The sequence below is a fragment of the Flavobacterium suaedae genome, assembly GCF_014642915.1.
Lineage (GTDB): Bacteria > Bacteroidota > Bacteroidia > Flavobacteriales > Flavobacteriaceae > Flavobacterium > Flavobacterium suaedae.
On sequence record NZ_BMJE01000006.1, the window covers coordinates 68863 to 94880 of the forward strand.

Below are 26018 nucleotides of genomic sequence, written 5' to 3' on the forward strand. Positions count from 1 at the left end.
TTGTAACTTTATGGAAATATAATTTTGCAATTAAAATTTTAGGTATGAGTAAATATGTAACAGCAGCAGAAGCTGTAAAAGTAGTTAAGTCAGATAACCGAGTCTATATACAAGCCGCAGCAGCTACACCGGCAGTTTTAACGGCAGCTTTAACAGAAAGAGCAAATGAACTTAAAAATGTTGAAATATGCCATTTACATACTGAGGGAGAAGCACCGTATGCAAACCCTGAACTGAAAGACAGTTTTCATGTAAACTCCTTTTTTATTGGTAAAAATGTGAGGCATACTCTTACAGTAGGTAACGGGTCATACACTCCGGTGTTTTTAAGCGAATTGCCGTGGTTGTTTCGCAGGAATGTGTTACCGCTTGATGTAGCTTTTATTCATGTTTCTCCACCCGATATTCATGGGTATTGTTCTTTGGGAGTATCGGTAGAGGCTACCGTTGCTGCTATTGAAAATGCAAATTATGTTGTAGCACAGGTTAACCCGCAAATGCCGAGAACTTTTGGAGATGGTATTTTACATATTTCCGAAATAGATTTTATGGTAGAGGTAGATGAACCTATTTACGGGCATGCACCGGATGCTATAACGGAGCAGGAGGCAAAAATAGGTGAGTATGTGGCATCGTTAGTCGAGGATGAGAGTACACTGCAAATGGGTATCGGTTCTATACCAAATGCCGCCTTGACAAACCTTAAAAATCATAAAAACTTAGGTTTGCATACCGAAATGTTCTCTGATGGAGTTATTGATCTTATAGAAAGTGATGTGATAAATTGTGACTATAAAGGCACTGTTAGAGGTAGAGCATTGGCTACCTTTTTAATAGGTTCCAAACGATTATATGATTTTGTAAATGATAATCCGTTTATAGAAATGCGAGAGTCATCTTTTGTAAACGATACTGCAAACATACGCCGTAATAAAAAAATGGTAGCTATAAACTCTGCTATTGAGGTTGACTTAACAGGGCAGGTTTGTGCCGACTCTATAGGTTGCCGTATGTATTCGGGTGTTGGCGGACAAATGGATTTTATAAGAGGAGCATCATTAAGTGAAGGCGGTAAAGCTATTATTGCATTGCCTTCGGTTACCCGAAAAGGGCAAAACAGGATAGTACCTTTCCTTAAGCAAGGGGCAGGGGTAGTAACTACACGTTCGCACGTGCAGTATATAGTAACCGAATATGGTATTGCTAACCTATATGGTAAAACATTAAAGCAAAGAGCGAAAGCTCTTATAAATATTGCACATCCTGAACACAGGGAGCAAATAGAAAGAGACTATTTTACAGAAATAAATAAATGTTAGAAAGTTAAGTTTGAAAATAGTAGTTGTGTTAAGCCTGTGGAGGATGCCATAGCTCTGCGGGCTTTTTTATACAACTTATTTGATTGGTTTTTGTGTAAAAAAGTAAAAGCACTGCTGGTAAAGGCAGTGCTTTTATTTTTAATAAATGTGATTTTTTAGAGTAGCGAATGCCTTGTCATGGCTTCCGGTTGCGGTATGCCCATAAGTTGTAATATGGTTGGGGCAATGTCGCCCAGTACACCGTCTTTTATTTCTTTAAGTTCTTTGTCTACCAGTACAATTGGTACAGGGTTGGTAGTGTGTGCTGTGTTTGGTGTGCCGTCAGGGTTTACCATAGTTTCACAATTACCGTGGTCTGCAATTACAATAGTAGTATAATCGTTTGCCAAGGCAGCATCTATGACTTGTTTAGCACAATCATCTACTGCTTCGCAGGCTTTAATTGCAGCCTCCATAACACCTGTATGCCCTACCATGTCGCCGTTAGCAAAATTTAGGCATACAAAGTCAACGTCTCCTTTTTGCAGCTCCGGTATAAGTGCATCTTTAAGTTCGTAAGCACTCATTTCAGGCTGTAGGTCATACGTAGCTACTTTTGGTGAATTACAAAGTATACGGCTTTCTCCTTCAAAAGGTTCCTCTCTGCCACCCGAAAAGAAAAAAGTAACGTGCGGGTACTTTTCTGTTTCGGCAATACGTATTTGTTTTTTACCGTATTTAGAAACTACTTCACCCAGTGTTTCGGTAATATTATCCTTGTCGTAAATTACATGAATGTTCTTAAAGTTTTCATCGTAATTCGTCATGGTAACGTAGTACAAGTTCATTTTGTGCATGTTGAACTCATGTATATCAAACTGAGATAATGCCTCGGTAAGCTGTCTGCCTCTGTCAGTCCTGAAGTTGAAGAATATTACAACATCATCTTCTTCTATAGTTGCTATAGGTGTTTTACCGTCTTTAGTCATTGCTATAGGCATTATAAACTCATCAGTAACATCATTACCGTAGCTTTTTTCTATAGATGCTACTGCATCAGTAGAAGGTATTCCTTCTCCGTTTACAAGCAGGTCATACGCCAGTTTTACACGTTCCCAACGCTTATCTCTATCCATTGCGTAGTAACGCCCTACAATAGAAGCCAGTTCTACAGAGGTTGCCTTAATGTAATTTTCTATATCGGCTACAAAAGTTTTTCCCGATTTTGGGTCAACATCACGACCGTCGGTAAAAGCGTGTATATATACTTTGTCTAAACCATATTCCTGTGTGGCGTTAACCAGTCCTTTTAAATGGTCTATATGCGAGTGCACCCCACCATTGGAAAGTAAACCCAATAAATGAACTTTTTTATTGTTTTGCTTTGCATAAGCAAGTGCATCGGCAAGTGCTTTTTCTTTAGCTAAAGTGTTTTCCTGTACTGCCAGGTTTATTTTAACCAAATCCTGATACACAATACGCCCTGCGCCCAGGTTCATATGTCCTACTTCACTATTACCCATTTGCCCGTCAGGTAGCCCTACATTAAGCCCGTCAGTACGAAGCGAGGCATTAGCGTAGTTTTTATACAGGCTATCAATAAACGGTGTGTTGGCGTTGTCTATAGCCGATACTTTAGGGTCTGGCGATTTTCCCCATCCGTCAAGTATCATTAAAATTACTTTTTTGTTCATGACAATTGTATTAAATCCAGTTTTTAGCAGTATTGAAATCTATATAATAGCGTAAGCTTAAAGAAAAAATACTGTTTAATTTATTATTAAATAAAAAGTCCAGATTTTTTCTGTAATTACGGTTTACATTATCAAAACGGGCTACTGCGTTGTTACGGTATAAAAACGACAGCTGACTTCCCGGTGCGAACCACCATGTATAGGAAAGGTCAAAGTTCCAGTTGTTGTATGTAAAATCTCTATTTTCGTTAAAGGTACTGTTTTCGGTTAATTCACCTGTATTTTGTAATGATAAATATTCTAAATTTTCCCCGTAAGTCCAATAGTGCCTAGCAGTAAGATTTATAGTCATTTTATTGTTTACAGAGTATTTCCCCGTAAGCGAGTTAGTAATAGTTGTCCTGTCCCGGCGGGTAAATATAATATCATCTTCCTCAAAAGCTATCCAACCTTTATTGTTGGTGTCTAATCCATAGTTAAAACTATATATCATTTGCAGCTTGTTACTAAAGCGATATCGGGGACTAATGAACATACCGTAATAATTACGTCTTTCCTCATCGCTAATCCATATTTCCGGCTGAATGTCGAGAGCAAATTTTCTGTTGTAGTTAGATGAGAAGTATATATTACCGTATATACTTTTGGGTATTTTTACAAATCTGCCTTCTATTCTTGGTTCGTAAAAATCATAAGTATCAAAAGGTTTAACTTCTAAATTATAACCTATATAATCATTTTTAAGTGTCGTAGAGTTTACAGATATTTCAGCATAGCCATCCTGTAGCCTGTTTGTTTCATTATGAAATTCAGAGTATACATTGCCTGTTACAGTAAAAGTATTATAATGCTTGGTGGGATTTAGTATCCTGTAACTCACTTCGCCATTAAGGTTGTAGTAATTAGTAGTGAACAATATGCCTAAATCGTTATTATTAAAATCTTTTGATATGTAATAGCTTGAAAAATTATAACGGTACTTGCCGCTGGTTTTACCTGCGCTTATGTAGGAACTATAACCTGTTTTATCTTCAATATCGTTAACCTGACTAAATTTAAAATCACCTGAAAGGTTATAACTATTATCACGCGTGTTGAGGTCATAAACTAATGCACTAACATTAGCATCGCGAAAACTACCGTTGCGGGTAACATTGGTGTTTACAAAGGACACGGATGAGTTTCTGCGGAAACGCTGGTCAAGAACCAAAACATTGTAATTTGTAACAGGTTCTATTAATACTTTTCTGGATTCATTACTATTTGTGTTCTTTATTGTAGCATACGTTCTTTCGGTAATGGCATTCATAATACCAATACCCAAACCTTTTGCAGTACGTCCTGATACTTTTACTGCATTAATAAGGTTAACTTTGCTGGGTAATTCCGTTACTTCTTCGCTTTCTGGAATTGTAATTGTACCTGAAGGTGCTCCGCCAATTCTTCGGGTATACAGTAAGTCGCCTTTGTTGAAAATATCAGTCCCTTCTGTAAAGAAAGGTCGGTTTTCATTGAATTGTTGTTCAAAAGGACCTAAGTTTAATACTACTTCATCAAAAGCAGTTTGCCCAAAATCAGGAATTAAAATCGCATCAAGTGTAAAGGAGTCATTAATACCATATTTAATGTCCATACCCGCTTTAAAGGTAGTTTCTTTTCCATCCTCGTTATCAGAATAGTAGGCAGAAGTATAGGGTATAAAAAATAATCGGGTAGGAGGGGTTATATTTTTAATGCCTTCAAGTAGACCGGTTTGTACTATTGATGAGCCTACATTTTTATCTACAGGGTTCCAGTAAAATTTTTGCCTGTATTTACGCACTTCTCTGTAAAAGTTAATACCCCAAAATTGTTCTTCTTTTTCCGAAAAGCGCAATGCAGCATAAGGTATCTTCATTTCCACTACCCAGCCTTTGTCGGTAATTTTTACACTGCTGTACCATATAGCATCCCAAGAGTAGTCTTCGTTATTTTGTGTGGCAAGGCAGTCCATTTGTGTACCTGCCGCACTTACATAAAACCTGAAATCCTGTTGTCCGTCGTTATACCCGTTTATAAATACACCAAAGTGGTCGGCTGTTTTAAAATCATCGCGCAAAGCAATTTCACGCATTATATTTTCAGGGTTGTCTTGCAGTATAGCTCCAAAATATACTGCCTCGTCATCATATAATACTTTTACAGTGCTTTGTTTTTCAGGAGATTCCTTTTTGCCGTTATCAGGCTCATACATTACAAAGCCGGTAGCTTCCGGTGCTAAAGACCAACTGTTTTCATCCAGTTTACCATCTATAGTTATCTTTTCGGTTATCCTGATAGCGGTTGTAGCCCGTTTTTGAGCGTATAATGAAGTGGTAAATGTTAAAATAACAAATAATAGTCTGTTTTTCAGTCTATTGCGTGTTAATGGCATAGTGTTTGTACTATATATAGTGAACGTTTAAATTTAACTTTTCTTTATTAAGAATACAATAGTACTAAATTTATACGTTATTGAAGGAGAGAGCGTAAGAAGGTTATACACCTTTTTTACATATGAAAATGTTAAACTACTGATTTTAACAGTATTGTAATTTTTAGTTTAAATTTAACTTTACTAAATTTAGCAGCTTTTAAAATCGAATAAAAACACAACTGGAGGACTGATTATGATAAACAATTTTTTAACGTCGATTTTTGTAATACTACTATCGTTTACCAGCCCTGTTACTACTAATTTCTCAGCATCACCTATTACATCGCCAAAAACGTTGGCTGCTGTAGCTGAAACAAAAGAGGCTACCGCAAAAGATGTATATAACAGCATAGATGCTAATTCTTTTTCGTTACCTGCATTTGAGTGTTTTTCTAAAGCACTTAGAGGGTATGAAAAACTGAAAGAGCAAGGAAAAATAAAAAAGAACTATTTAACCGTAATTGATTTCAGTAAATCATCTAACACCAAAAGGTTATGGATAATTGATATGGAATCTGAAAAAGTGCTGTTTAACACGTATGTTGCACACGGTAGAAACAGTGGTAATGAGTTTGCTAAAACCTTTTCTAACAAACCAAGTTCATATAAAAGTAGCTTAGGTTTTTATACCACAGGTGAAATATATACAGGTAAACACGGTGAATCACTTCGTCTTGACGGGGTAGAAAGCGGTATTAACAGTAATGCTCGTGCAAGAGCCATTGTTATGCATGCTGCCGACTACGTAAGTGAAAGTTTTATAAAGCAAAACAGCCGATTAGGTAGAAGTTTAGGATGCCCTGCATTACCTAACCACCTTAACAAAAAGATAATTAATTTAATTACAGGTAAATCTTGCTTGTTTATATATCACCCTAATAAAACATACCTTACTTCATCAAAGTTATTGTCGTAAGAGTATAGGGTAAAAAATTAAAGGTGCTTATACATTATGTAGTGCGTGCCTATACCGTCAATATTAAACGGGTTGCCATAAATTTGGTAGCCCGTTTTTTTATAGAAGTCTATAGCAACTTCGCGGGCATTCATCCATATTGTTTTACCGTTTTGTTGAGCAATATATTCTTCTGCTTTTTCAATTAATTTTACACCTAAACCCTTTTTTTGATGTCCGTGTAATATAGCCATACCTCTTATCTGGTATTGTTTTTCTTCATTAAAAACATCATTATTGCTTTTAAATACTGAGATAACCCCAATTAAAGCATCATCTTCAAAAACACCGAAATGAGCTGTAGTGTTAAGGTCATCACCCGGAAACATACAAGACTCTACAGGTTTGCCCGGGCGTAATACAGGTTGCCGTACAGCAAAGGTTTCCTGTGAGCTAATTATAGCGGTATGCAGCATTATTTTTTATTTTGATAACAAATTAATAATAAATAGTTTAAGTTAAATTATGTTTTGAGGGTGAAATTTTTTTGAAAAAAGTCTTGCAAGTAAAAAAAGTTATTGCTTATATTTGCACCACGATAAGCGGAAGTAGCTCAGTTGGTAGAGCTCCAGCCTTCCAAGCTGGTTGTCGCGAGTTCGAGCCTCGTCTTCCGCTCTACAAACCCAAGCCCTAAAGGTTTGGGTTTTTTGTTTTTATATCCTGAACTTTTACTAAAAAGGCTACGTACACGTAGCCTTTTGCTTTTATTACTGCCAATCATTAATAGTTTGATACAGCTTACTTATTTTGTCAATATCAATTTTATATTGAGCTGATGTTTTAGGTAAATTGTCTTCTGCTATATTTTTATCTTCATCTGTGTTTGCCCAATAAGACTCTTGGTCGTGTGTTGTTAATTTACCGTCTAAATCGTCGACTATAAGTTTTTGAATTTTTCTTCCAAGTTTAATAGTGCTTTCTCCTTCCTGTTTGTTGTTTTTGCGCAGCCATAATATTAATTCATCTGCGCCAATAGTAATTTTAGTTGACATAGTTTTTGGATTTTCATTGTTTAGTGTCCAATATAATATTTTGGAAATATTCTTAGCGTCATCTACTCCTCTGTGGTGTGTGCCTTCCAGCGGAATATTTAGTTGCTCTAATGCTCCTGCCATTCCAACTTCATGATTGAGTTTATGTTTAAGAGCATAAAGCGTTTTTACATTAATGTGCGATGGTCCGAAGGGGTAGCCTACTCCCATTGCTTTACACTGCCTGTCAAACTGTTTTTGGTCATACGCACCAAAACTTGCCCATGCTCGGCTTTGGGAAAGGTATTCTTGTTTAAGTATGCGGCAAGCCTCTTTAAAGCTCACGCCTTCATTATCTAGCATTTCTTGTGTTATGGTAGTAAGTTCTGTACAAAAAGGGCTTACAGTAGAGCGTTCAGGCTTTACCATTATGCCTCTGTTATCACTTATTTCTCCCGTTTGTACATCCAGTAAGCAAATACCAACTTCTATAATGTCGTTACTCATTCCTTCGGGAGGAGTACCTTCCCAGCAGGTTGCTTCAATATCCACAACCAGTATCTTGTCAAGTTTTTTAGCCATAATTTATTTTAATCCCGATAAGTCAGCACCCGTCTTAATTTCTTCAGCTTCTTTACCCTGGCGGAAAAGCCTTGCTTGTAATTCGCCTCTTAGGGTTATTTTATCACCCAGTACCTCCAGCCAGCTACCTTCGCGTAAACCTAATACCGGTTGTGTATTAAATTTATGGAATTCTTTTATGCGGGTTTCTCTTGTTTCTCCCATGTGTTTAGAGTCCGGCATCGGGTCAAGGTAATGTGGGTTAATATTAAAAGGGATTAACCCCAGTGTTTTAAAGCTGGGCGGATATATAATAGGCATGTCATTCGTGGTTTCCATAGTTAAACCGCAAATATTACTGCCAGCACTTGTGCCTAAATACGGAGTGCCGTTTTTAACTGCTTCCTGTATTGCTACAATAGCATTTGTTTTATATAGCTGAGTGACTAATAAAAAAGTATTACCGCCTCCTGTAAATATACCTTCTGCATTTGCTATTGCCTTAGGAACGTTTTCATATTCATGTAAACCTTTTACATTAATACCAATTTGAGCGAAAGCTTCTTTTGCCTTTTCGGTATACTCATCGTGTGTAATACCTCCCGGTCGGGCATAAGGTATAAACAGTATGGTTTTACAGTTTTTAAAATGTTCTTTTAGTGTTGGTAGTATATATTCTAAATACTTTCCTCCGTGTAAAGTAGAGGTGCTTGCAATAATTATTTTTTTCATTCGTTTGTTGTAATTGTAAGAAAAAGTAAAGTTACAAATAATTAATACTTTATTTTTTCTGCCAATCATCAATCAATTAAATGAACAGTTTCTGCGTTAAGGATATTAAATTATTACTACATTTAAGAGACTGAAAAATTATTTCTCATCACATGTGTTTGCTGAGGAATATATTAAAAATATTATCTAATGACTAAAAGGTTACTTTTTGTAGTAGTACTGCTAACATCATTATCACTGTTTTCTCAGGAAAGAAAAATGCTTACGGGTAAAGTACTTACCGATGGTATAGGGCTAAAAGATGTTTACATTATAAATACTACAGCTCAGGATGAAACTAAAACCAATGCAACGGGTAGTTTTAGTATTACGGCTGCTGCGGGAGATGAAATAATAGTGTACAACCCTGACATAATGAAAAGGAAGTTTGTTTTAAACGAAGATTCTTTTAAAAATATGCCTTTAGTAATAACAGTTACTAAAAAATCATACGAACTTGACGAGGTAGTTTTAGATAAAGACATGTCGGTAGATGAGGTGTCGTTAGGTTTAGTTCCTGCAGACCAAAAACAGTACACTTATGCGGAGCGCCATGTATATGCTGCTACAACAGGGCTTATAGGACCGCTTATTAATGCTATTACAGGGCGTACTAAAATGCTGAAAAAAGACTTAGCTACAGAAAAGAAAAAAGGTGTGATGGAGGATATAAGGTATATATATCCTGAAGATGAACTGATGGAAAACTTAAATATACCAAAAGAGTATGTTGACGGCTTTTATTATTATGCTGCGGAGAACAGCAGAATGGCGCAGGCAGTAGCAGCTAAAAGTAACGGTATGGTACGCTTGTTAATGACAGAACTTGCTGCGCAATATTTAAAACTGCAAAAAGATGAGTAGTATAAAGTTTTGGTTACTGCTTTTACCTTTTATTGTTCTTGCACAGCAAAAAGAACTAAAAGGTAAAGTACTCGCGAGTGATGCCCCATTACATGATGTGTATGTAATAAACGCAACAAGCGGAGAAGAAACCAAAACAGTATATGGTAATTTTTCTATTTCGGCGCAACCCGGAGATAAGCTTGTAGTATATAGCCCTAAAATAAATACCCGAAAATTTATTTTGCATGAAGATGCTTTTAGCGATACCCCATACATTATAACTGTAAACGTAATGCCACAAGAGCTGGAAGAAGTAATTATTGATGAATATCAGGGGGTAGATGAAGTTTCGCTGGGGTTAGTGCCTGCAGATCAAAAAAAATATACTTATACAGAACGACAACTGAAAGCAGCACGTCAATTTAAAGTAGAACCTCCTTATTTAGGAACGTTAATCTTACCGATAGACCCACTTGTTAATCTTATAAACGGGAGAACAAAAAAACTTAAAAAGCAATTAAGAGTAGAAGGTAAAGAACAGCTTATAATAACGTTAGAAGATTTATACCCTACAGAAAAGTTAGTTAATGAATTATATATTCCTAAAGAATATGTGGCGGGGTTTTATCATTATGTTGCAGAGAACAACAGCATGGCACAGGCAGTAGCAGCTAAAAATGATGATATGATAGGTTTATTAATGACAGAGCTTGCTGAAGAATATTTAAAACTACAAAAGGATGATGAATAGTCTAAAGCTTTTGGTTGTATTATTTCCGTTCATTGTTTTTGCACAGCAAAGAGAACTGAGAGGGCGTGTACTCGCAGGGGAAGTTCCGCTGCATGATGTGTATATAATAAATGCTACAAGCGGACAAGAAACTAAAACAGTATATGGTAGTTTTTCTATTTCGGCGCAACCCGGAGATAAACTTGTAGTATACAGCCCTAAAATAAATACCCGAAAGTTTATTTTACACGAAGATGCTTTTAGCGATACACCATACATTATAACAGTAAACTTAACGCCACAAGAGCTGGAAGAGGTTGTTATTGATAAATATCAGGGTGTAGATGAGGTTACGCTGGGCTTAGTTCCCGCAGATCAAAAGCAATATACTTATGCAGAACGCCAGTATAAAGCAGGCGCAGGATTTAAAGCATATCATTTAGCATATATACTGGTAGGAGGAATGCCTTTAGACCCTCTTATTAATGCTATGACAGGAAGAGCTAAAATGTTGAAAAGCCAACTGGAAACAGGCAAAAAGGAGCAGCTTATCGCATTGGCAGAGGAGTTATATCCTACAGATAAAATGGTTAATGATTTACATATTCCCGAAGAATATGCTCAGGGTTTTCTTTTTTATGCTGTTGAAGACGAAAGTTTGGCGCTGGCTTTAAAAGAAGGTAATGAAAAACAGGTTACTTTTTTAATGCTAAAGCTATCAGAAGAATATTTAGCGTCAATGCAGGTAAATGAATAAACTACTTATCATATTATTTTTATTGCTAACAACCTTAGTTAGCGCGCAAAACAGGCAGCCTTTACAAGGTTTGGTCATTAGCGACACTTTAAAAATAGAATACCTGTCAGTTATTAACTTAAGCACTAAAAAAGATACAATTACTGATGAAGCAGGGAATTTTATGATTGACGCTAGAGTAACTGATACATTACGTTTTGCAGGAGCTTTGGTACAAACAATAGACTATGTTTTACAGGAAAACGATTTTAAAGAAGAATTGTTTATTATACGTGTTTCGCCTGATGCTACAATGCTAAAGGAGGTGGTAATAAGTGGTCTTACAGGAAACTTGGCAACTGACAGTAAAAATACAGAAGTAACATTGTTAAACTCCCAGTTTAAAACTGCGGAAATTAATGAACACGTATATAATAGCCCCGGCTTTGTGGGACTTTTTAAAATGATTTTTAAAAAGAAGCCCGGAACTAAAAAAGCGACAAGGTATAAATACAAACAAACAAATTCATTCCCTATTGAGGTGCGAAACAGGTATGATGATAACTATTTTACAGAAACACTATCAATACCTCAGGAGGATATTATGAAGTTTCTATATTATGCTGATACTCGCACTGCATACCACTTACTGGAACCCAATAAAGAATTAGAATTGCTACAGTTCCTTCGTGAAAAAAGTATGGAATATCTTAAGCATAAAGAGGAAAACTGATAAGTTTTATTATTTTTGAAAAATGAAGCAGATTAAGAGTGTCATTTTTCTTACACTTATTGCGTTTACCCTTATGGCAGCAGGAATGCATAAGTTTTATGTAGCTATTTTTCAGATGGACTTTGTGCCCGAGAAAGAAGTTATACAGATGACATCCCGGGTTTTTATTGATGATTTAGAATTGGCTTTTGAAAAAAAGTACGGTAAAAAGTTTTATTTCGGTACTAAAAAAGAAATTCCCGAAGCTAAAAAATACCTTGTAGACTATTTTGATAAAAACATTAAGATAACCATAAACGAGGAACAAAAAGCAATTAAGTATTTAGGCAGAGAAATAGAAGACGATGTTTTAGTGTGCTACTATACTATACCTGCCAAAAAAGTAGAATCAATTGAAATTGAAAATACTACTCTTTTTGATGCTTACAGAGAGCAGCAAAATATGGTGCACACCAATGTAAATAATACTAAAAAGAGCCTTTTGTTAACTTACGATAAACCAAAAGGGAAACTGGAATATTAAGATGAAGAAAGTACTATACATACTATCACTATTTACAGCTGTAACAGTAACCGCTCAGGAAGAAACCAAGCAACGAGAGCCGGGGCATACAAACCAAAATAAGTTTAGGCAAATGTATGACCTTATGGCTACACCAAATATGTTCCGTACAGCATCAGGCGCTCCGGGTCCTGCTTATTATCAGCAGCAAGCCGATTATAAAATTGATGTGGAGCTGGATGATGAGAATACAAAACTTTACGGTACGGAGACCATTACCTACCATAATAACTCACCTGAAAATTTAGAATATTTATGGGTGCAATTAGACCAAAACCGAAGAGCAGCAGACTCTGAATCGCCATTAGCTAATAGCGAAAAGGTAAACCAATCCTATACATCAGAAGGTTTTAGTCGCAGGTATATGGAAGAGGCTTTTGATGGTGGTTTTAAAATAGAGTACGTAAAAGATGCCAATGGTAAACCAATGAGCTATACCATCAACAAAACAATGATGCGTATAAATCTTGCAGAACCATTAAAATCAGGAAGTAAAATATCATTCTCTATAAAATGGTGGTATAATATTAACAACTACTTTATAGTAGGAGGGCGTTCGGGGTACGAACATTTTGAAGAAGGAAACAATAACATATATGTAATAGCACAGTTTTACCCGCGTATGGCAGTGTATAACGATGTGGAAGGCTGGCAAAATATGCAGTTTTGGGGCGGAGGCGAATTTGCGCTGCCATTTGGTAATTTTGATGTGAATATCACCGTTCCTGCGGATCATATTATGGAGGCAACAGGAGAGCTGCAGAACAGAAAGGGTATTTTCACTAAAAAACAATTAAAGCGATACGAAAAAGCAACCAAAACTTTTGATGACCCTGTAGTAATTGTAACTGAAGAAGAAGCACGCGAAGCGGAAAAAGAGCATAGTACTAAAAAGAAAACATGGAGTTTTAAAGCAGAAAATGTTCGTGATTTTGGTTTTGCTACATCACGAAAGTTTATGTACGATGCTATGGCGGTGCAACTTTCGGGCAAAACAGCAATGGCAATATCAGTCTACCCTAAAGAAAGTAACCCGTTATGGGGTAAATACTCTACTCGTGTAGTAGCACATACACTAAAAACATATTCCAAATATACCTTTGATTACCCTTACCCTAAAGCAGTTTCGGTATCTGCTGAATCGCAGGGTATGGAGTACCCAATGATATGCTGGAACTACGGTCGCCCTGATAAAGATGGCTTTGTAAGTGATCGATTAAAATACGGAATGATAAGTGTTATTATTCATGAGGTAGGGCATAACTTCTTCCCGATGATTGTAAACTCTGATGAGCGCCAATGGACGTGGATGGACGAAGGTTTAAATACCTTCCTGCAATACCTTACAGAACAGGAGTTTCAGGAAAATTACCCTTCACGCCGAGGTCCTGCTGATAAGATAGTACCGTACATGAGCGGAAACCAGGAGTTTTTAACGCCTATTATGACGAATTCCGAATCGTTATACCACTTTGGTTCTAACGCTTATGCTAAACCTGCAACAGGGCTTAATATACTTCGTGAAACCATAATGGGCGAGGAACTGTTTGATTATGCTTTTAAAACCTATGCAAACCGCTGGAAGTTTAAGCATCCAACTCCGGAAGATTTTTTCCGTACTATGGAAGATGCTTCAGCAGTAGATTTAGACTGGTTTTGGAGAGGTTGGTTTTATAGTACTGATTATGTAGATATAGGGATTGAAGAAGTAAAGCAGTATCATGTTTCAAGTGAAAAACCAAAATCACAACAAGAAGAAACAGAAAAAGACAGGTTTTACAGGCATAACCCTAATGCTAAATATGTTTATATGATTCCTGAAGCGGAGGAAGAAGAACTTACTAAGCCATTAGATATAAATAGTGTAAAGGAATTAAGCGAGTATTTAGATGAAAATTTTACACCGCAGGAAAGAGCAAGGCTAAAAAGCCCTAAATATTTTTATGAAGTAACCTTCAACAAGCCCGGCGGCATGTTTATGCCTATTATTGCAGAGCTTGAATTTGCTGATGGTACTAAGGAGGTACATACTTTCCCTGCGCAAATATGGAGAAAGAATAATAATACCGCTTCAAGGGTTTTTGCTACAGATAAAGAAGTGAAAAAAATAACAGTAGACCCTGAGTTAAAAACTGCTGATATTGATGTAAGTAACAATATTTGGCCCGCTCAGGAGGCTAAATCAAAATTCGATCAGTTTAGTGAATAGTTAAATTAGCGTAAAAGCGGGTTAAACTAAACACCAAATATGCTTTAGCATCGTAAATATCTGTACATTTGTATAAAATTATAGAGTTATGTTTGGAATAGGAGGAGGAGAAATTTTCTTCATCATACTCGTAGTATTAATGCTTTTTGGCTCTGATAAGGTTCCTGAAATGGCAAGAACCTTGGGGAAAGGTATGCAGCAACTTAAAAATGCAACTAACGACATTAAGCATGAAATACACAATAGTGCTGATGTAAAAGAAATGAAAAACACTATCAACAAAATTAAGGCTGATAATATAACTAAAGAGATAACTCAAGATATTAAAGGCGAGGTTGATAAAGTAAAAGAGGACGTGAAAAAGGGTACTGAAGATATAGAAAATATATCAGGTCCTGTAAAAAGAATGAGATAAAGAATGCTTGACTGGCTTTTACAACTGGACAGAGATGTCTTTGTATTTTTAAACGGATTAGGTTCGGAAAACTTTGATGGTTTCTGGCTTTTTATTACCAAAAAATTTAACTGGATTCCTGTTTTTGCAATAATACTCTACCTTACTTTTAAGAGACTGGGGTGGAAACACGCCGTATTACTTATACTGCTTATAGCGGCACTAATTACCCTTACAGACCAAACTACAAATATATTTAAAAGAGGTTTTGAGCGCTTGCGCCCAAGTAGTGACCCCCTTTTAGCTGACTTAATACGTGCAGTTCAAAAAAGGAGGTCATTTAGCTTTATTTCTGGTCACGCTTCTAACTCTATGGCGGTAGCCTATTTTTTATATAGGGTTTTAAAACCTTACTTAAAATACATGGGCTTTATTTTTATATGGCCATTGGTTTTTGCTTACAGCCGTATATACCTTGGGTTGCATTATCCGGGTGATATACTTATGGGGTATGTATGGGGTATTTTAATGGCATCTGTAATGTTGGTATTGTACCGCTATTTAAGAGACCGATTCTTCCCGCAACAAAAAGAGCAGTTAGATAACCCTACTAACAGTGAGCCCATCTCTGATGGGGAGTAAAACAGTTTCCAGCCTTGGGTCTTCTTTAAGTAAACGGTTGTACTCCATTAATATTTCTGTGCTTTCATCGTTAGGCTTTAAAGGCTCTAATACTTTGCCACTCCATAAAACATTATCACTTAGTATAACTCCGCCTTTATTCATCATAGGCATAATCATTTCGTAATACTTAATATAGTTAGGCTTATCAGCATCTATAAAAACTAAGTCATATTTTTTGTTTAGTGCAGGTATAATATCAATTGCACTGCCAAGGTGTTGTTTTATTTGAGGACCCCATGGCGAACGGTCAAAATACTTTCGTTGAAAATCTACCAACTCCTCGTTAATATCTATAGTATCAAGTGTGCCATTGCTTTGCATTCCTTCTGCTAAGCATAAAGTAGCATAACCGGTATAAGTCCCTATTTCTAAAATGTGTTTGGGGTTTATCAGTTTCGCAAGCATACTAAGTACTCTGCCTTGTAAGTGACCGCTAAGCATACGCGGTAGCAGTATTTTTTGATTTGTTTCACGATTAAGTTCCGCCAGAAGTTGCGGTTCGTCCTGGCTGTGTTTTTCTGTATAATCTTCCAGTTCTTCAGATACAAAATGCATAAATTCTAAATTTTAAGTAAAGTTAAAAAACATAAGTGTAAGTTGTGTCGTATATATTAATATAGGCTAAAGTTTCGTTTAATATATATTAACCTTAAATTTACGGCACATAAAGAATTTTATAATGGGAAGAATTATTACAATATTTCTACTGCTTTTTGCAGTAACAATGCAAGCCCAGGTAACTAACCAAGGGAAACCTAAAAGCTGGGAACTTAAGAATGTTCAATTTGAGCAGGTGCGTCCTGTAGAAATGCCTTCGTTTGATCTTAAAGCAATACAAGCGGAAGATAAGGCTAACGAAGGAAGAAAAGATATACCATGGCGTTACGGTTATGAGTTTATGGTAGACTACAGTCTTAACAACAGCGGTAGCTGGCAAACTTTACCTGACGGTAGCAGAGTTTGGAGAATACGATTTCACTCGGAAGGTGCAAAAACAATGAATTTCCTTTTTAGTGATTTTTATATGCCAAAAGGGGCTAACCTTTATCTTTATAATAATGACCGTACAGACCTTTTAGGAGCTTATGACTCAAAACAAAATAATGAAGAAAGAGTTTTGGGTACATGGTTAGTAAAAGGAGAAGATATTTGGTTAGAATACTACGAGCCTGCTGAGGTAGCAGGACAAGGTAAACTGGAAATTTTCAAGCTGGTGCATGGTTACAGAACTTCGGAGAGTTTTGCGAAATCAACTAAAGCGCTTAATGATTCTGGTTACTGTAATTATGATGTAGATTGCTACATGGATGGTATCGAGCCGCTTAAAGAAATCAATAAAAAATCAGTAGCTCTTATAATCTCCGGTGGGGCAAGTTTTTGTACAGGAGCTCTTATAAATAACACAAGTAACGACGGTACACCATACTTTTTAACAGCCAATCACTGTTACAGTAATCCAAGCCAATGGGCATTCCGTTTTAACTGGATAAGCCCTAACCCTGTTTGTGCAGCAACTGCAAATAGCCAGAGTAATAATGATTTTAATCAAACAGTAAGTGGCGCGGTACTTAGAGCAAGACGTGCAGCGACTGATTTTTGCCTTGTTGAAATTACAGCCAACCTGCCAAGTAGCTGGGATTTAATATGGGCAGGATGGGACAGGAGCGATATAACACCACCATCAACTTTTGGTATACACCATCCATCAGGAGACATAATGAAAGCTTGCCGAGATTTTAATTCGCCTACAAAAACCAATTCGGGTGGAGAATATATGTGGAGAGTTAATGATTGGGATGTAGGGGTAACCGAAGGAGGCTCATCAGGTTCACCTTTATTTGATAATGAAGGTAGAATTATAGGGCAGCTATACGGAGGTTTGGCAGCTTGTAACGGAACTACTGATAACGGACAGTATGATGAATATGGAAGACTTGGAATTTCATGGGCGCAGGGTACATCATCTTCACAAAGGTTAAGAGATTGGTTAGATCCTATAAACTCGGGTGCGTTTACAGTTGACTATTATCCGCCTACAGCAATATACCAATATGATGCCTCTGTAGAAGTTGTTAATTTAAATCAGGATGAGTGTGGTAAAAATATAGTTCCTGCAATTAAAATAACCAATAATGGTACAGCACAGTTAAATACTCTTGCTATAACATATCAATTAGATAGTAATACGCCTGTAGTATATAACTGGGGAGGTTTCTTAAATTCAGGGCAAAGTGAGGTTGTTAACCTGCCACAGTTAACAGGAAATGCCGGGAATAATACTTTTACAGTAACAGTGAGCCAGCCTAATGGTAATACTGATGAGTTTGAAGAGAACAATACAGCAGCAGCAGATTTTACAATAAATGCTTTCCCTGTGGGAGATGTTAACTTTACATTACTTACTGATGGATATGGAAGTGAAACTTCTTGGGAACTGCAGGAAGTAGGAGGCTCTGTATTATATTCAGGAGATAACTATGGCAACAATCAGCAATATAACGAAACTTTCGACCTTACTGCCGGATGCTATACATTTACAATATTTGATGATGCTAATGATGGTATTTGCTGTGCCTGGGGTAACGGTAACTATTCTTTAACTACAATAGAAGGCGACGTTATTATTTCGGGAGGGGAATTTGAAACATCTCAATCAATAACCTTCTATTTAGACCCATCTATGGCTGTAACAGGTCAGAAATTTAGTGATATCCTTACAGTATACCCTAACCCTTCAAAAGGAGTATTTAATGTATCAGTAAATACAGCAGGTGCTTTAAACTACCAAATGTACAATATGCTTGGGCAGGTAGTAACAGCAGGTAAACTTGCATCAGGTCAATCACAATTAGATATATCAACGGCTGCTAACGGAGTTTATATATTACAGGTAACTGATAATTCAGGTAAAACAGCTAATATTAAACTGGTTAAGGAGTAATAGCAGTTAGCGTGTTAATTTATAAATAGTTACTACCTTTGCCGAATGCAAACGGAGAAGAAAGATATCAGGGCTTTAACAAAAGAACAATTACGTGATTTTTTTGTAGCCCAAGGCGATAAAGCATTTAGGGGTAACCAGGTGTATGAATGGTTGTGGAACAAAGGGGCACACTCTTTTGAAGATATGACTAATATAGCTAAGGTTACCCGTAATTTGCTGGAAGAGCATTTTGTAATTAATCATATAAAGGTAGACCAAATGCAGCGCAGTGCTGACGGTACGGTGAAAAATGCTGTACGCCTGCACGATGATTTGGTTGTAGAGTCTGTGCTAATACCTACCGAAACCCGTACTACCGCTTGTGTGTCCAGTCAGGTAGGGTGTAGTTTAGATTGTAACTTTTGTGCAACTGCACGTTTAAAACGTATGCGAAACCTGAATCCTGATGAGATTTACGATCAGGTTGTGGCAATAGATAACGAAAGCCGTTTGTATTATGACAGACCACTGTCAAACATTGTGTTTATGGGTATGGGTGAACCGCTTATGAACTACAATAATGTATTGAAAGCTATCGACAAGATAACCTCTCCTGAGGGGTTAGGGATGTCGCCTAAGCGTATTACAGTATCAACATCAGGAGTGCCTAAAATGATTAAAAAGCTGGCGGATGATGAAGTTAAATTTAAACTTGCTGTTTCATTACACTCTGCTATTGATGAGGTTCGTTCGGGTATTATGCCTTTTAGTGCTAAGTTTCCTTTAAAAGATTTAAGAGAGTCATTAGAATACTGGTACAGTAAAACTAAAAGCCGTATTACGTATGAATATGTAGTGTGGAAAGGAATAAATGACCGTAAGGAAGATATTGATGCTTTGGTTAAATTCTGTAAATATGTGCCGAGTAAAGTAAACCTGATTGAATATAACCCGATTGATGACGGGGAGTTTCAGCAGGCAAACCCGGAGGCTATTGATAACTATATAAAAGCATTAGAACAAAACGGTATTGTAGTAGTGGTGCGCCGTAGCAGGGGTAAAGATATTGATGCAGCCTGCGGACAGCTTGCAAATAAAAATGAAGCGGTATAACTTGATTTTACATTTACACTCTTTGGTTCTTTGGAGAGTTTATATATAATAAAAAAAGCGGCTAAATGCCGCTTTTTTTATTATATATGTTTTATATGCTTAGTATTTAATACCAAGGTCTGTAAAAATAGTTTCAGCAGGAATTGAGAAACCAAGACCTTCTACACCTACACCAAATACTTTTGCGTTAACAACACCAATAAAAGAACCTTCTTTATTTACGAGAGCTCCTCCACTGTTACCACCGTTTACGCTGGCATCAGTTTGTATTATTTGTCTGTTTTCGTATGTTCTGAAACCAGATATAATACCTTTACTTAATGATTGCCCAAGTTCTATAGATTTTGGAGTACCAATAGCAAAAATATCTTCTCCTATTTCGTAATTCTTTTCGCTTGGTAATGTAAATGCAAATTCATTCTGAATGTCTATCTTGATTAATGCTAAATCAGAAAATTCATTTTTGCGTACAATAGTTGCAGGATATTCCTTACCGTCTTTAGTAACTACAGTAATATCATCACTTGCTGATACTACGTGGAAGTTTGTTACAATATAGCCGTTATTAGTAATAAAGCAACCACTACCGTGTCCTTCTTTTACTTTTATAGTAACAGTAGCCTCCATAGCTTCACTTAGGCTGGTTACCGGCTGGGGCTTAGAAATTTGGAGGTTATCAAGCTTAATTTCTTTCTCTTTACTTTGCTCTATAAGCTCTTTCACTGTTTTAGAGTCCATAAATTCGAAGAATGAAGATGATATTGCATCTTCAAGACTGTTTTTAAAGGCTTCCTCTCTGTTGTTGTTTCTAAGTGCAAACTCTCCTGATTCCGCTTTATAAGTATGCTTATATTTAGACTGGTTATAAAGGTCAAATATTTCCCACTCTATATCCAGTTTAGTAATAAGGTATCTCATGTATGATTTAGCTTCAAAAGCATATACGTTTTCAAACTTAACTTTAGAGACTTTAGCTGACAGGTATAAAGAGTTTGTATTACTTCTAAAAATAGTATTTGTAGTATCTATATAATTGTTGTTCTTTAATATTTCAGATACAGCATCACTAAAAATAGAGTTGTCAAACTTCAAGTCTTCTTTTGCATTACCTTGGTCTTTATACTTATCTTTCTTTTTCTTAAAGTTTTTGTGCTTTATTACAGTATACTTAATATCTTCTTTCTTTACATCAAAAGCAGTATTCTTTAAGTAAACATATTTTTCATTTTCAGCTCTGGTATGTATTTCAGGCATTTTCTTCCCAACACTTATTTCTTTAGGATAGTTATACGCTTTTGGACCATGATCCATAAAAGGAGGGTAGAAAAGTACACCGAAAGGTACCCAGGACATGATGTAAAGAGGCGATTTACGATCTTGAAAATGAACTTTGTAGTCCGTTTTGTAACCTTCGCGCTCTACTTTTATCTGTTTTACGCTAGCATCTCTTCTCATTTTTGCTACAACAGTTTTACCGGTACCCTGTAGTTCATCGTTTACATAAACCTTAGAATCTGAAGATGCGGTTTTAACCGTAACTTTTTGATACTTACCGTTTAGTATAGAAGCACAACTGGTAAACATAAGAGGAGCTACCATTACAATTAAAGCCCTCTGTAAAAATTTTTTCATAATTAGTTTAGTTAAAAATTTGTTAACGGTAAAGATAAATATTTAACTAACTTTTCAAATAAAAATATTTATAGTTTTTAACTTTTTTAAAAAGTATAATTTTTGAATTGTAGTATCTTTGGGCGAAATGAAAATTGTTGAGCAAATAAAGCAGCCCATAGTTCGTGAAATGGAACTTTTTGAGAAAAAGTTTCACGAATCAATGTCCTCTAAAGTAGCGTTGTTAAACCGTATAACATATTATATAGTTAACCGTAAAGGGAAACAAATGCGCCCTATGTTTGTGTTTCTTACCGCTAAAATGGTGAGTGATGGCAATGTTAATGAACGTACTTACAGAGGGGCATCGGTAATAGAGTTAATACATACAGCCACCCTTGTTCATGATGATGTGGTTGATGACAGTAATCGCAGGCGCGGTTTTTTCTCTATAAATGCGTTATGGAAAAATAAAATAGCAGTACTGGTAGGCGATTATTTGCTTTCAAAAGGACTTTTACTTTCTATTGATAATGGTGATTTCGATTTATTGAAGATTATATCCGTTGCAGTACGTGAAATGAGCGAAGGAGAACTTTTGCAAATAGAAAAAGCACGCAGGCTGGATATAACAGAAGATGTGTATTACGAAATTATCAGACAAAAAACCGCAACGCTTATAGCTGCTTGTTGTTCCTTAGGTGCCTGCTCTGTAGCACCTGAAAGTAATGATGTTGAGAAAATGCGCAAGTTTGGCGAACTTATAGGTATGGCTTTCCAGATAAAAGATGACCTTTTTGATTATAATGACGGTCCTATAGGTAAACCTACCGGAATTGATATTAAGGAACAGAAGATGACATTACCGCTTATTTATACACTTAATAACTGCTCTAAAGAAAAAAGAAAGTGGCTTATCAATTCTGTAAAAAACCATAATAAGGACAAAAAACGTGTAAAGGAAGTTATTGCTTTTGTAAAAGAAAGCGGAGGCTTATCGTATGCTGAAAAACGTATGGCAGCGTTTCGCGAAGAAGCTTTAATGATACTAAATGAATACCCATCTTCTCCTTATAAAGACGCACTTACCCTTATGGTAAACTATGTAATTGAAAGAAAAATATAATATTACCTCACATTTAGTACAAAACAACTATACATTACCACAACAACAACGTTGTAGGTTGTATATTTTATAGTGCTATTGTTTTTCTGCAGATACTTGATTTTATTAGGATGTTTGTTTTTTATAAGCTAAAAAAATAAATATTTCACAATTGTATAGTCTTTATATTATCAATTTTTAATCCTGACGTGTTATTTGTTGTAGTTTACAAAACTTAAACCATTAAACTTACAATAAATGAAAAAAATTTACGCTGGACTGTTTTTGCTGGGTGCTATAGCAATTACCCAAGCACAAGAGAACATTAATTTTGAAACAGGTGGTAACGGATTGGATTATACCTGGAATGTTTTTGAGAATGATACTAACCCTCCTTTAGAGTTTGTAGCCAACCCTTCCCAATCAGGAATAAATACCTCTGCAACAGTTGCAAAATATACAACTCTTGAAACAGGTATGCCTTGGGCAGGATGTGAAACATCGCATGATGTAGGCATGGCAGATTTTGTATTGGATGCTGAAAATGCTACCATAAAAATTATGGTGTATAAATCGGTTATTAGTGATGTAGGGCTTAAACTGGTAACACCTACAGGGGCAGCATTACCGGAATTAAAAATACCTAATACTGTTATTAACGAGTGGGAAGAATTAACTTTTGATTTTTCTTCTCAAATAGGCGCCTTTACAGAGCCGTTTGACCAAGTTGTTGTTTTTCCTGATTTCTCGCCTAACCCAAGAACATACGGAACGATAAGCTACTTTGATAATATAACCTTTGGTACTGCTGAAGTTATGGATGATGTGCCAATGGTTGCCGCACCGGACCCTACTATACCCGAAGAACAGGTTATCTCTATGTTTAGCGGGGTATATACTGATGTGGCGGTAGATACATGGTTAACACCATGGTCTGTAGCGGTGCTGGCTGAAATTGAGATACAAGGTAATGCAACTAAAAAATATACCAATCTTAATTATGCAGGTATAGAAACAGTAGCACAGCAGCTTGATATTACTGAAATGACACACTTTAACTTTAATGCATGGTCTGCAGATTTTACTGAACTAAGAGTTAAACTGGTTGATTTTGGTGCTGATGCTGCTTTTGGTGGCGGAGATGATACCGAACATGAAATAACGTATGCAGCTCCGGCACAAGGCGAGTGGTTAACCTATAATATTCCAATGTCAGACTTTGTAAACTTGGTAAACAAAGACCATATAGCACAATTAATCATTTCCAGTAACGGTACATCTACAGTATATATAGATAACGTTTATTTTAGTGATGAAAGTGTGGTGGTAATAGAAGGACCAATGGTTGCTGCACCAGACCCAACAATACCAGAAGAGCAAGTTATTTCTATGTTTAGCGGTGTGTACACTGATGTAACTGTTGATACATGGCAAACTAATTGGTCTGTTGCCGTGCTGGAAGATGTTGAAATACAAGGTAATCCTACAAAAAAATATTCTACATTAGATTATGTGGGTATAGAAACTATAGCTGAACCTATTGATGCCACAGAAATGGAGTTCTTTAATGTAGATGTTTGGTCGGCAAACTTTACGCAGTTAAGAATTAAACTAGTTGATTTTGGTGCTGATGCTGCCTTTGGCGGAGGTGATGATACGGAACATGAAATAACATATGATGCCCCTGTTCAAAATGAATGGATAAGCTACAGCATCCCGTTATCAGATTTTACAGGCTTGGTAAATAGAGATCATATATCACAGCTTATATTCTCAAGTGATGGTGCTTCTACAGTATACATTGATAATGTATATTTCCATAAAACTACAACAGCAGGTAATGAAGTTTTTGAATCTGAAGTGTTTACAATATATCCTAACCCTGCTACTGATGTAATTAACCTTCAGGGTTTTACTATTATAGAAAGTGTTGCAGTATATAACCTTTTAGGTCAGGAAGTAAAGCATATTTCGCCTAATTCAGCTACTGCTACAATAAATGTATCAGGTCTTCAAAAAGGTGTATATGTAATAAAAGCTGTAATAGAAGGAAAAGAAACTTCGCATAAATTCATTAAAAATTAATAGTTATAATCATAATGTTGTTAAAGGCTGTCTTTAGTAAAGGCAGCTTTTTTTATTCAGTTATTTGTAGCCACGCTACTATGTTTTGAAATATTTTTTATTAATCATGCAACTATTTTTAATTTAGGTTCGTCTATGATAATAGAAGTCAGTTTTAAAAATGCGAAATTGGCTTTGCATCAACTAAAGAAAAAAAAAGATTTTGAAAGTTATAACCTTACATGAGGAAGAACAGAATATAATTAGGCAGGCAGCCGAAAACAACAGGCATGCCCAGCAAAAAATATATTCTAAACACTCGCCGAAAATGCTGGGGGTTTGCAGGCAGTATATAAAAGATATACAGCAGGCAGAAGATATAATGATTACTGCTTTTATGAAGGTGTTTACTAACCTTAAAAAATTTGAACATAAAGGTAGCTTTGAAGGGTGGATAAGACGTATAATGGTAAATGAATGTATTTCTTATCTACGGGTACAAAAAAAGGTAGGCTTTCTGGAAGATGAGTTTTATGTAGAAGACACTTTTAATAATATAGAGAGTCATTTTTCTGTAGATGACATACAAACGTTAATAGATGGTTTGCCGGACGGATATAAAATGGTGTTTAACTTATATGCAATAGAAGGATTTAAACATCAGGAGATAGCGAAAATGTTGGGGATAAGTGAGGGAACATCTAAATCGCAACTCTCTCACGCAAGAAGAATGCTGCAAAAGCAGATAAACGAATTAAAAAATTATGAAAACGGAACAGAATAAACTGGAACAGGAATTTAAAAGCAAACTTGAGGAAAGAACCATTCAGCCCAGTAGTGCAGCTTGGGATAGGCTGGATGCAATGCTTTCTGTTGCTGAAAATGAAAGTATACCTGATACGGATGAAAAGAAAAAGCCACAAAGACTATGGTTATATATAGCAGCCAGTTTTGTAGCCTTTTTGCTGGTAGGTGTACTTTTACTAAACATGCAGCCGGAAGTAAATAACCCTACTATTACTATAGATGAAAATGCAGTTGTAAATAATCAACAAAACAATGCTACTCCAACAGAGGGAAATAATGTTAGTAATGTTACTACAAACAATACTACTGGAAACGAGATAATAAATGAAAGTAGTATTCCTGTGCAAAAACAGGCTGTTACAGCGGTTACTACTAAAGAGTCAAATGCTACTAGTACCCAGTCTTCAAAGGGAGCACAGCACCCGGTAAATAAGATTACTAGTAATAGTATTGAAAATATAACTCAAAACGATAAGTTGTTGGCTACAGTAAATGAATCACCTTTAAACAAAAGGGGAAATGATGATATTACTGTAGGCGAAACAAAAATAAAAACAAATGGTATTACTGTAGATGCTAATAAACTTTTAGCTTCTGTAGAGGTAGAAGAAAATAAAAAGCAACAAATAGAATACACAATTAATCAGGGAAAAACAAAAATAGATTCCAAGCAACTACTTTCCTCAGTTGAAGAAGAGCTAGATCAATCATTCAGATCAAAAGTTTTACAATCAGCCGTAAAACAATATAACGTTATAAAAACATCTGTGGCCAACAGAAATTATCAATAATCAAT

At 36.1% G+C, this 26018-nt stretch carries 23 protein-coding genes and 1 tRNA gene; 17 read left to right on the forward strand and 7 right to left on the reverse strand.

Annotated features, from left to right (window positions below; all coding sequences use genetic code 11):
• Positions 1–44: 44 nt before the first annotated feature.
• The gene (locus IEW45_RS11620) at positions 45–1319 is read left to right on the forward strand and encodes an acetyl-CoA hydrolase/transferase family protein (protein WP_188621424.1); all 1275 of its coding nucleotides are present in this window, start codon (positions 45–47) and stop codon (positions 1317–1319) included.
• Between the two features lie 155 nt (positions 1320–1474).
• Here the strand turns inward: IEW45_RS11620 and gpmI are convergent, their stop codons facing one another.
• Together gpmI and IEW45_RS11630 are read right to left on the reverse strand one after the other, a co-directional pair.
• On the reverse strand, positions 1475–2992 hold the full coding sequence (gene gpmI / locus IEW45_RS11625; RefSeq protein ID WP_188621425.1) for a 2,3-bisphosphoglycerate-independent phosphoglycerate mutase: 1518 nt from the start codon (positions 2990–2992) through the stop codon (positions 1475–1477).
• Positions 2993–3002: 10 nt separating this feature from the next.
• Entirely contained in the window at positions 3003–5405 is a 2403-nt protein-coding gene (locus IEW45_RS11630) for a DUF5916 domain-containing protein (RefSeq protein ID WP_188621426.1), read from the reverse strand.
• A 235-nt stretch (positions 5406–5640) separates the two neighbouring features.
• Between IEW45_RS11630 and IEW45_RS11635 the strand changes: the two genes are divergently transcribed.
• Positions 5641–6363: a murein L,D-transpeptidase catalytic domain family protein gene (locus IEW45_RS11635; RefSeq protein WP_188621427.1), complete on the forward strand. Its 723-nt coding sequence runs from the start codon at positions 5641–5643 to the stop codon at positions 6361–6363.
• Positions 6364–6380: 17 nt separating this feature from the next.
• Here IEW45_RS11635 and IEW45_RS11640 read toward each other — a convergent pair whose 3' ends face one another.
• Positions 6381–6818, reverse strand: a complete 438-nt coding sequence (locus tag IEW45_RS11640) for a GNAT family N-acetyltransferase (protein WP_188621428.1) — start codon at positions 6816–6818, stop codon at positions 6381–6383.
• Between the two features lie 126 nt (positions 6819–6944).
• On the opposite strand from IEW45_RS11640, the gene IEW45_RS11645 reads away from it, so the two are divergent.
• Positions 6945–7017 (forward strand) — tRNA-Gly (locus IEW45_RS11645).
• A 92-nt stretch (positions 7018–7109) separates the two neighbouring features.
• Here the strand turns inward: IEW45_RS11645 and IEW45_RS14865 are convergent.
• Together IEW45_RS14865 and pepE are read right to left on the reverse strand one after the other, a co-directional pair.
• On the reverse strand, positions 7110–7955 hold the full coding sequence (locus IEW45_RS14865) for a 3'-5' exonuclease (RefSeq protein ID WP_308421053.1): 846 nt from the start codon (positions 7953–7955) through the stop codon (positions 7110–7112).
• A gap of 3 nt (positions 7956–7958) precedes the next feature.
• Positions 7959–8666 (reverse strand): dipeptidase PepE, encoded by a 708-nt coding sequence (pepE, locus tag IEW45_RS11655; RefSeq protein ID WP_188621429.1) that lies wholly within the window; start codon positions 8664–8666, stop codon positions 7959–7961.
• A gap of 189 nt (positions 8667–8855) precedes the next feature.
• On the opposite strand from pepE, the gene IEW45_RS11660 reads away from it, so the two are divergent.
• From IEW45_RS11660 to IEW45_RS11695, 8 genes are all read left to right on the forward strand, one after another.
• Positions 8856–9569, forward strand: coding sequence for a hypothetical protein (locus tag IEW45_RS11660; RefSeq protein ID WP_188621430.1), 714 nt, complete (start codon positions 8856–8858; stop codon positions 9567–9569).
• A complete protein-coding gene (locus IEW45_RS11665; protein WP_188621431.1) occupies positions 9562–10302 on the forward strand; it encodes a hypothetical protein in 741 nt (246 codons plus the stop codon). Before IEW45_RS11660 ends, IEW45_RS11665 begins: the two co-directional genes overlap by 8 nt.
• Positions 10292–11038 (forward strand): hypothetical protein, encoded by a 747-nt coding sequence (locus tag IEW45_RS11670; RefSeq protein WP_188621432.1) that lies wholly within the window; start codon positions 10292–10294, stop codon positions 11036–11038. Before IEW45_RS11665 ends, IEW45_RS11670 begins: the two co-directional genes overlap by 11 nt.
• Positions 11031–11750 carry a BamP family beta-assembly machinery protein gene (locus tag IEW45_RS11675; protein ID WP_188621433.1) on the forward strand — a complete coding sequence of 240 codons (720 nt, stop codon included), beginning with the start codon at positions 11031–11033 and terminating at the stop codon, positions 11748–11750. Before IEW45_RS11670 ends, IEW45_RS11675 begins: the two co-directional genes overlap by 8 nt.
• Positions 11751–11772: 22 nt before the next feature.
• Positions 11773–12273, forward strand: a complete 501-nt coding sequence (locus IEW45_RS11680; protein ID WP_188621434.1) for a DUF6702 family protein — start codon at positions 11773–11775, stop codon at positions 12271–12273.
• Position 12274: 1 nt separating this feature from the next.
• Positions 12275–14521 carry a M1 family metallopeptidase gene (locus IEW45_RS11685; RefSeq protein ID WP_188621435.1) on the forward strand — a complete coding sequence of 749 codons (2247 nt, stop codon included), beginning with the start codon at positions 12275–12277 and terminating at the stop codon, positions 14519–14521.
• A gap of 88 nt (positions 14522–14609) precedes the next feature.
• Positions 14610–14936 carry a Sec-independent protein translocase subunit TatA/TatB gene (locus tag IEW45_RS11690; protein ID WP_188621436.1) on the forward strand — a complete coding sequence of 109 codons (327 nt, stop codon included), beginning with the start codon at positions 14610–14612 and terminating at the stop codon, positions 14934–14936.
• Between the two features lie 3 nt (positions 14937–14939).
• Entirely contained in the window at positions 14940–15557 is a 618-nt protein-coding gene (locus IEW45_RS11695; RefSeq protein ID WP_188621437.1) for a phosphatase PAP2 family protein, read from the forward strand.
• Here IEW45_RS11695 and IEW45_RS11700 read toward each other — a convergent pair.
• Positions 15513–16154, reverse strand: coding sequence for an O-methyltransferase (locus IEW45_RS11700; RefSeq protein ID WP_188621438.1), 642 nt, complete (start codon positions 16152–16154; stop codon positions 15513–15515). The genes IEW45_RS11695 and IEW45_RS11700 overlap by 45 nt on opposite strands.
• A 124-nt stretch (positions 16155–16278) precedes the next feature.
• Between IEW45_RS11700 and IEW45_RS11705 the strand changes: the two genes are divergently transcribed.
• Positions 16279–18540: a T9SS type A sorting domain-containing protein gene (locus IEW45_RS11705; protein WP_188621439.1), complete on the forward strand. Its 2262-nt coding sequence runs from the start codon at positions 16279–16281 to the stop codon at positions 18538–18540.
• A 45-nt stretch (positions 18541–18585) separates the two neighbouring features.
• The gene (gene rlmN / locus IEW45_RS11710; protein ID WP_188621440.1) at positions 18586–19635 is read left to right on the forward strand and encodes a dual-specificity RNA methyltransferase RlmN; all 1050 of its coding nucleotides are present in this window, start codon (positions 18586–18588) and stop codon (positions 19633–19635) included.
• A 99-nt stretch (positions 19636–19734) separates the two neighbouring features.
• Here rlmN and IEW45_RS11715 read toward each other — a convergent pair whose 3' ends face one another.
• Entirely contained in the window at positions 19735–21267 is a 1533-nt protein-coding gene (locus tag IEW45_RS11715) for a S1C family serine protease (protein WP_188621441.1), read from the reverse strand.
• A gap of 127 nt (positions 21268–21394) precedes the next feature.
• Here IEW45_RS11715 and IEW45_RS11720 point away from each other — a divergent pair, with 127 nt between their 5' ends.
• The 4 genes from IEW45_RS11720 to IEW45_RS11735 all read left to right on the forward strand — a co-directional run bounded on the left by IEW45_RS11720 (position 21395) and on the right by IEW45_RS11735 (position 26013).
• Positions 21395–22372 (forward strand): polyprenyl synthetase family protein, encoded by a 978-nt coding sequence (locus tag IEW45_RS11720; RefSeq protein WP_188621442.1) that lies wholly within the window; start codon positions 21395–21397, stop codon positions 22370–22372.
• A gap of 237 nt (positions 22373–22609) precedes the next feature.
• A complete protein-coding gene (locus IEW45_RS11725; RefSeq protein WP_188621443.1) occupies positions 22610–24436 on the forward strand; it encodes a T9SS type A sorting domain-containing protein in 1827 nt (608 codons plus the stop codon).
• Between the two features lie 202 nt (positions 24437–24638).
• Positions 24639–25199, forward strand: coding sequence for an RNA polymerase sigma factor (locus tag IEW45_RS11730; protein WP_188621444.1), 561 nt, complete (start codon positions 24639–24641; stop codon positions 25197–25199).
• Complete coding sequence (locus IEW45_RS11735; RefSeq protein ID WP_188621445.1) at positions 25180–26013, forward strand: hypothetical protein; 834 nt, start codon at positions 25180–25182, stop codon at positions 26011–26013. Before IEW45_RS11730 ends, IEW45_RS11735 begins: the two co-directional genes overlap by 20 nt.
• Positions 26014–26018 lie beyond the last annotated feature (5 nt).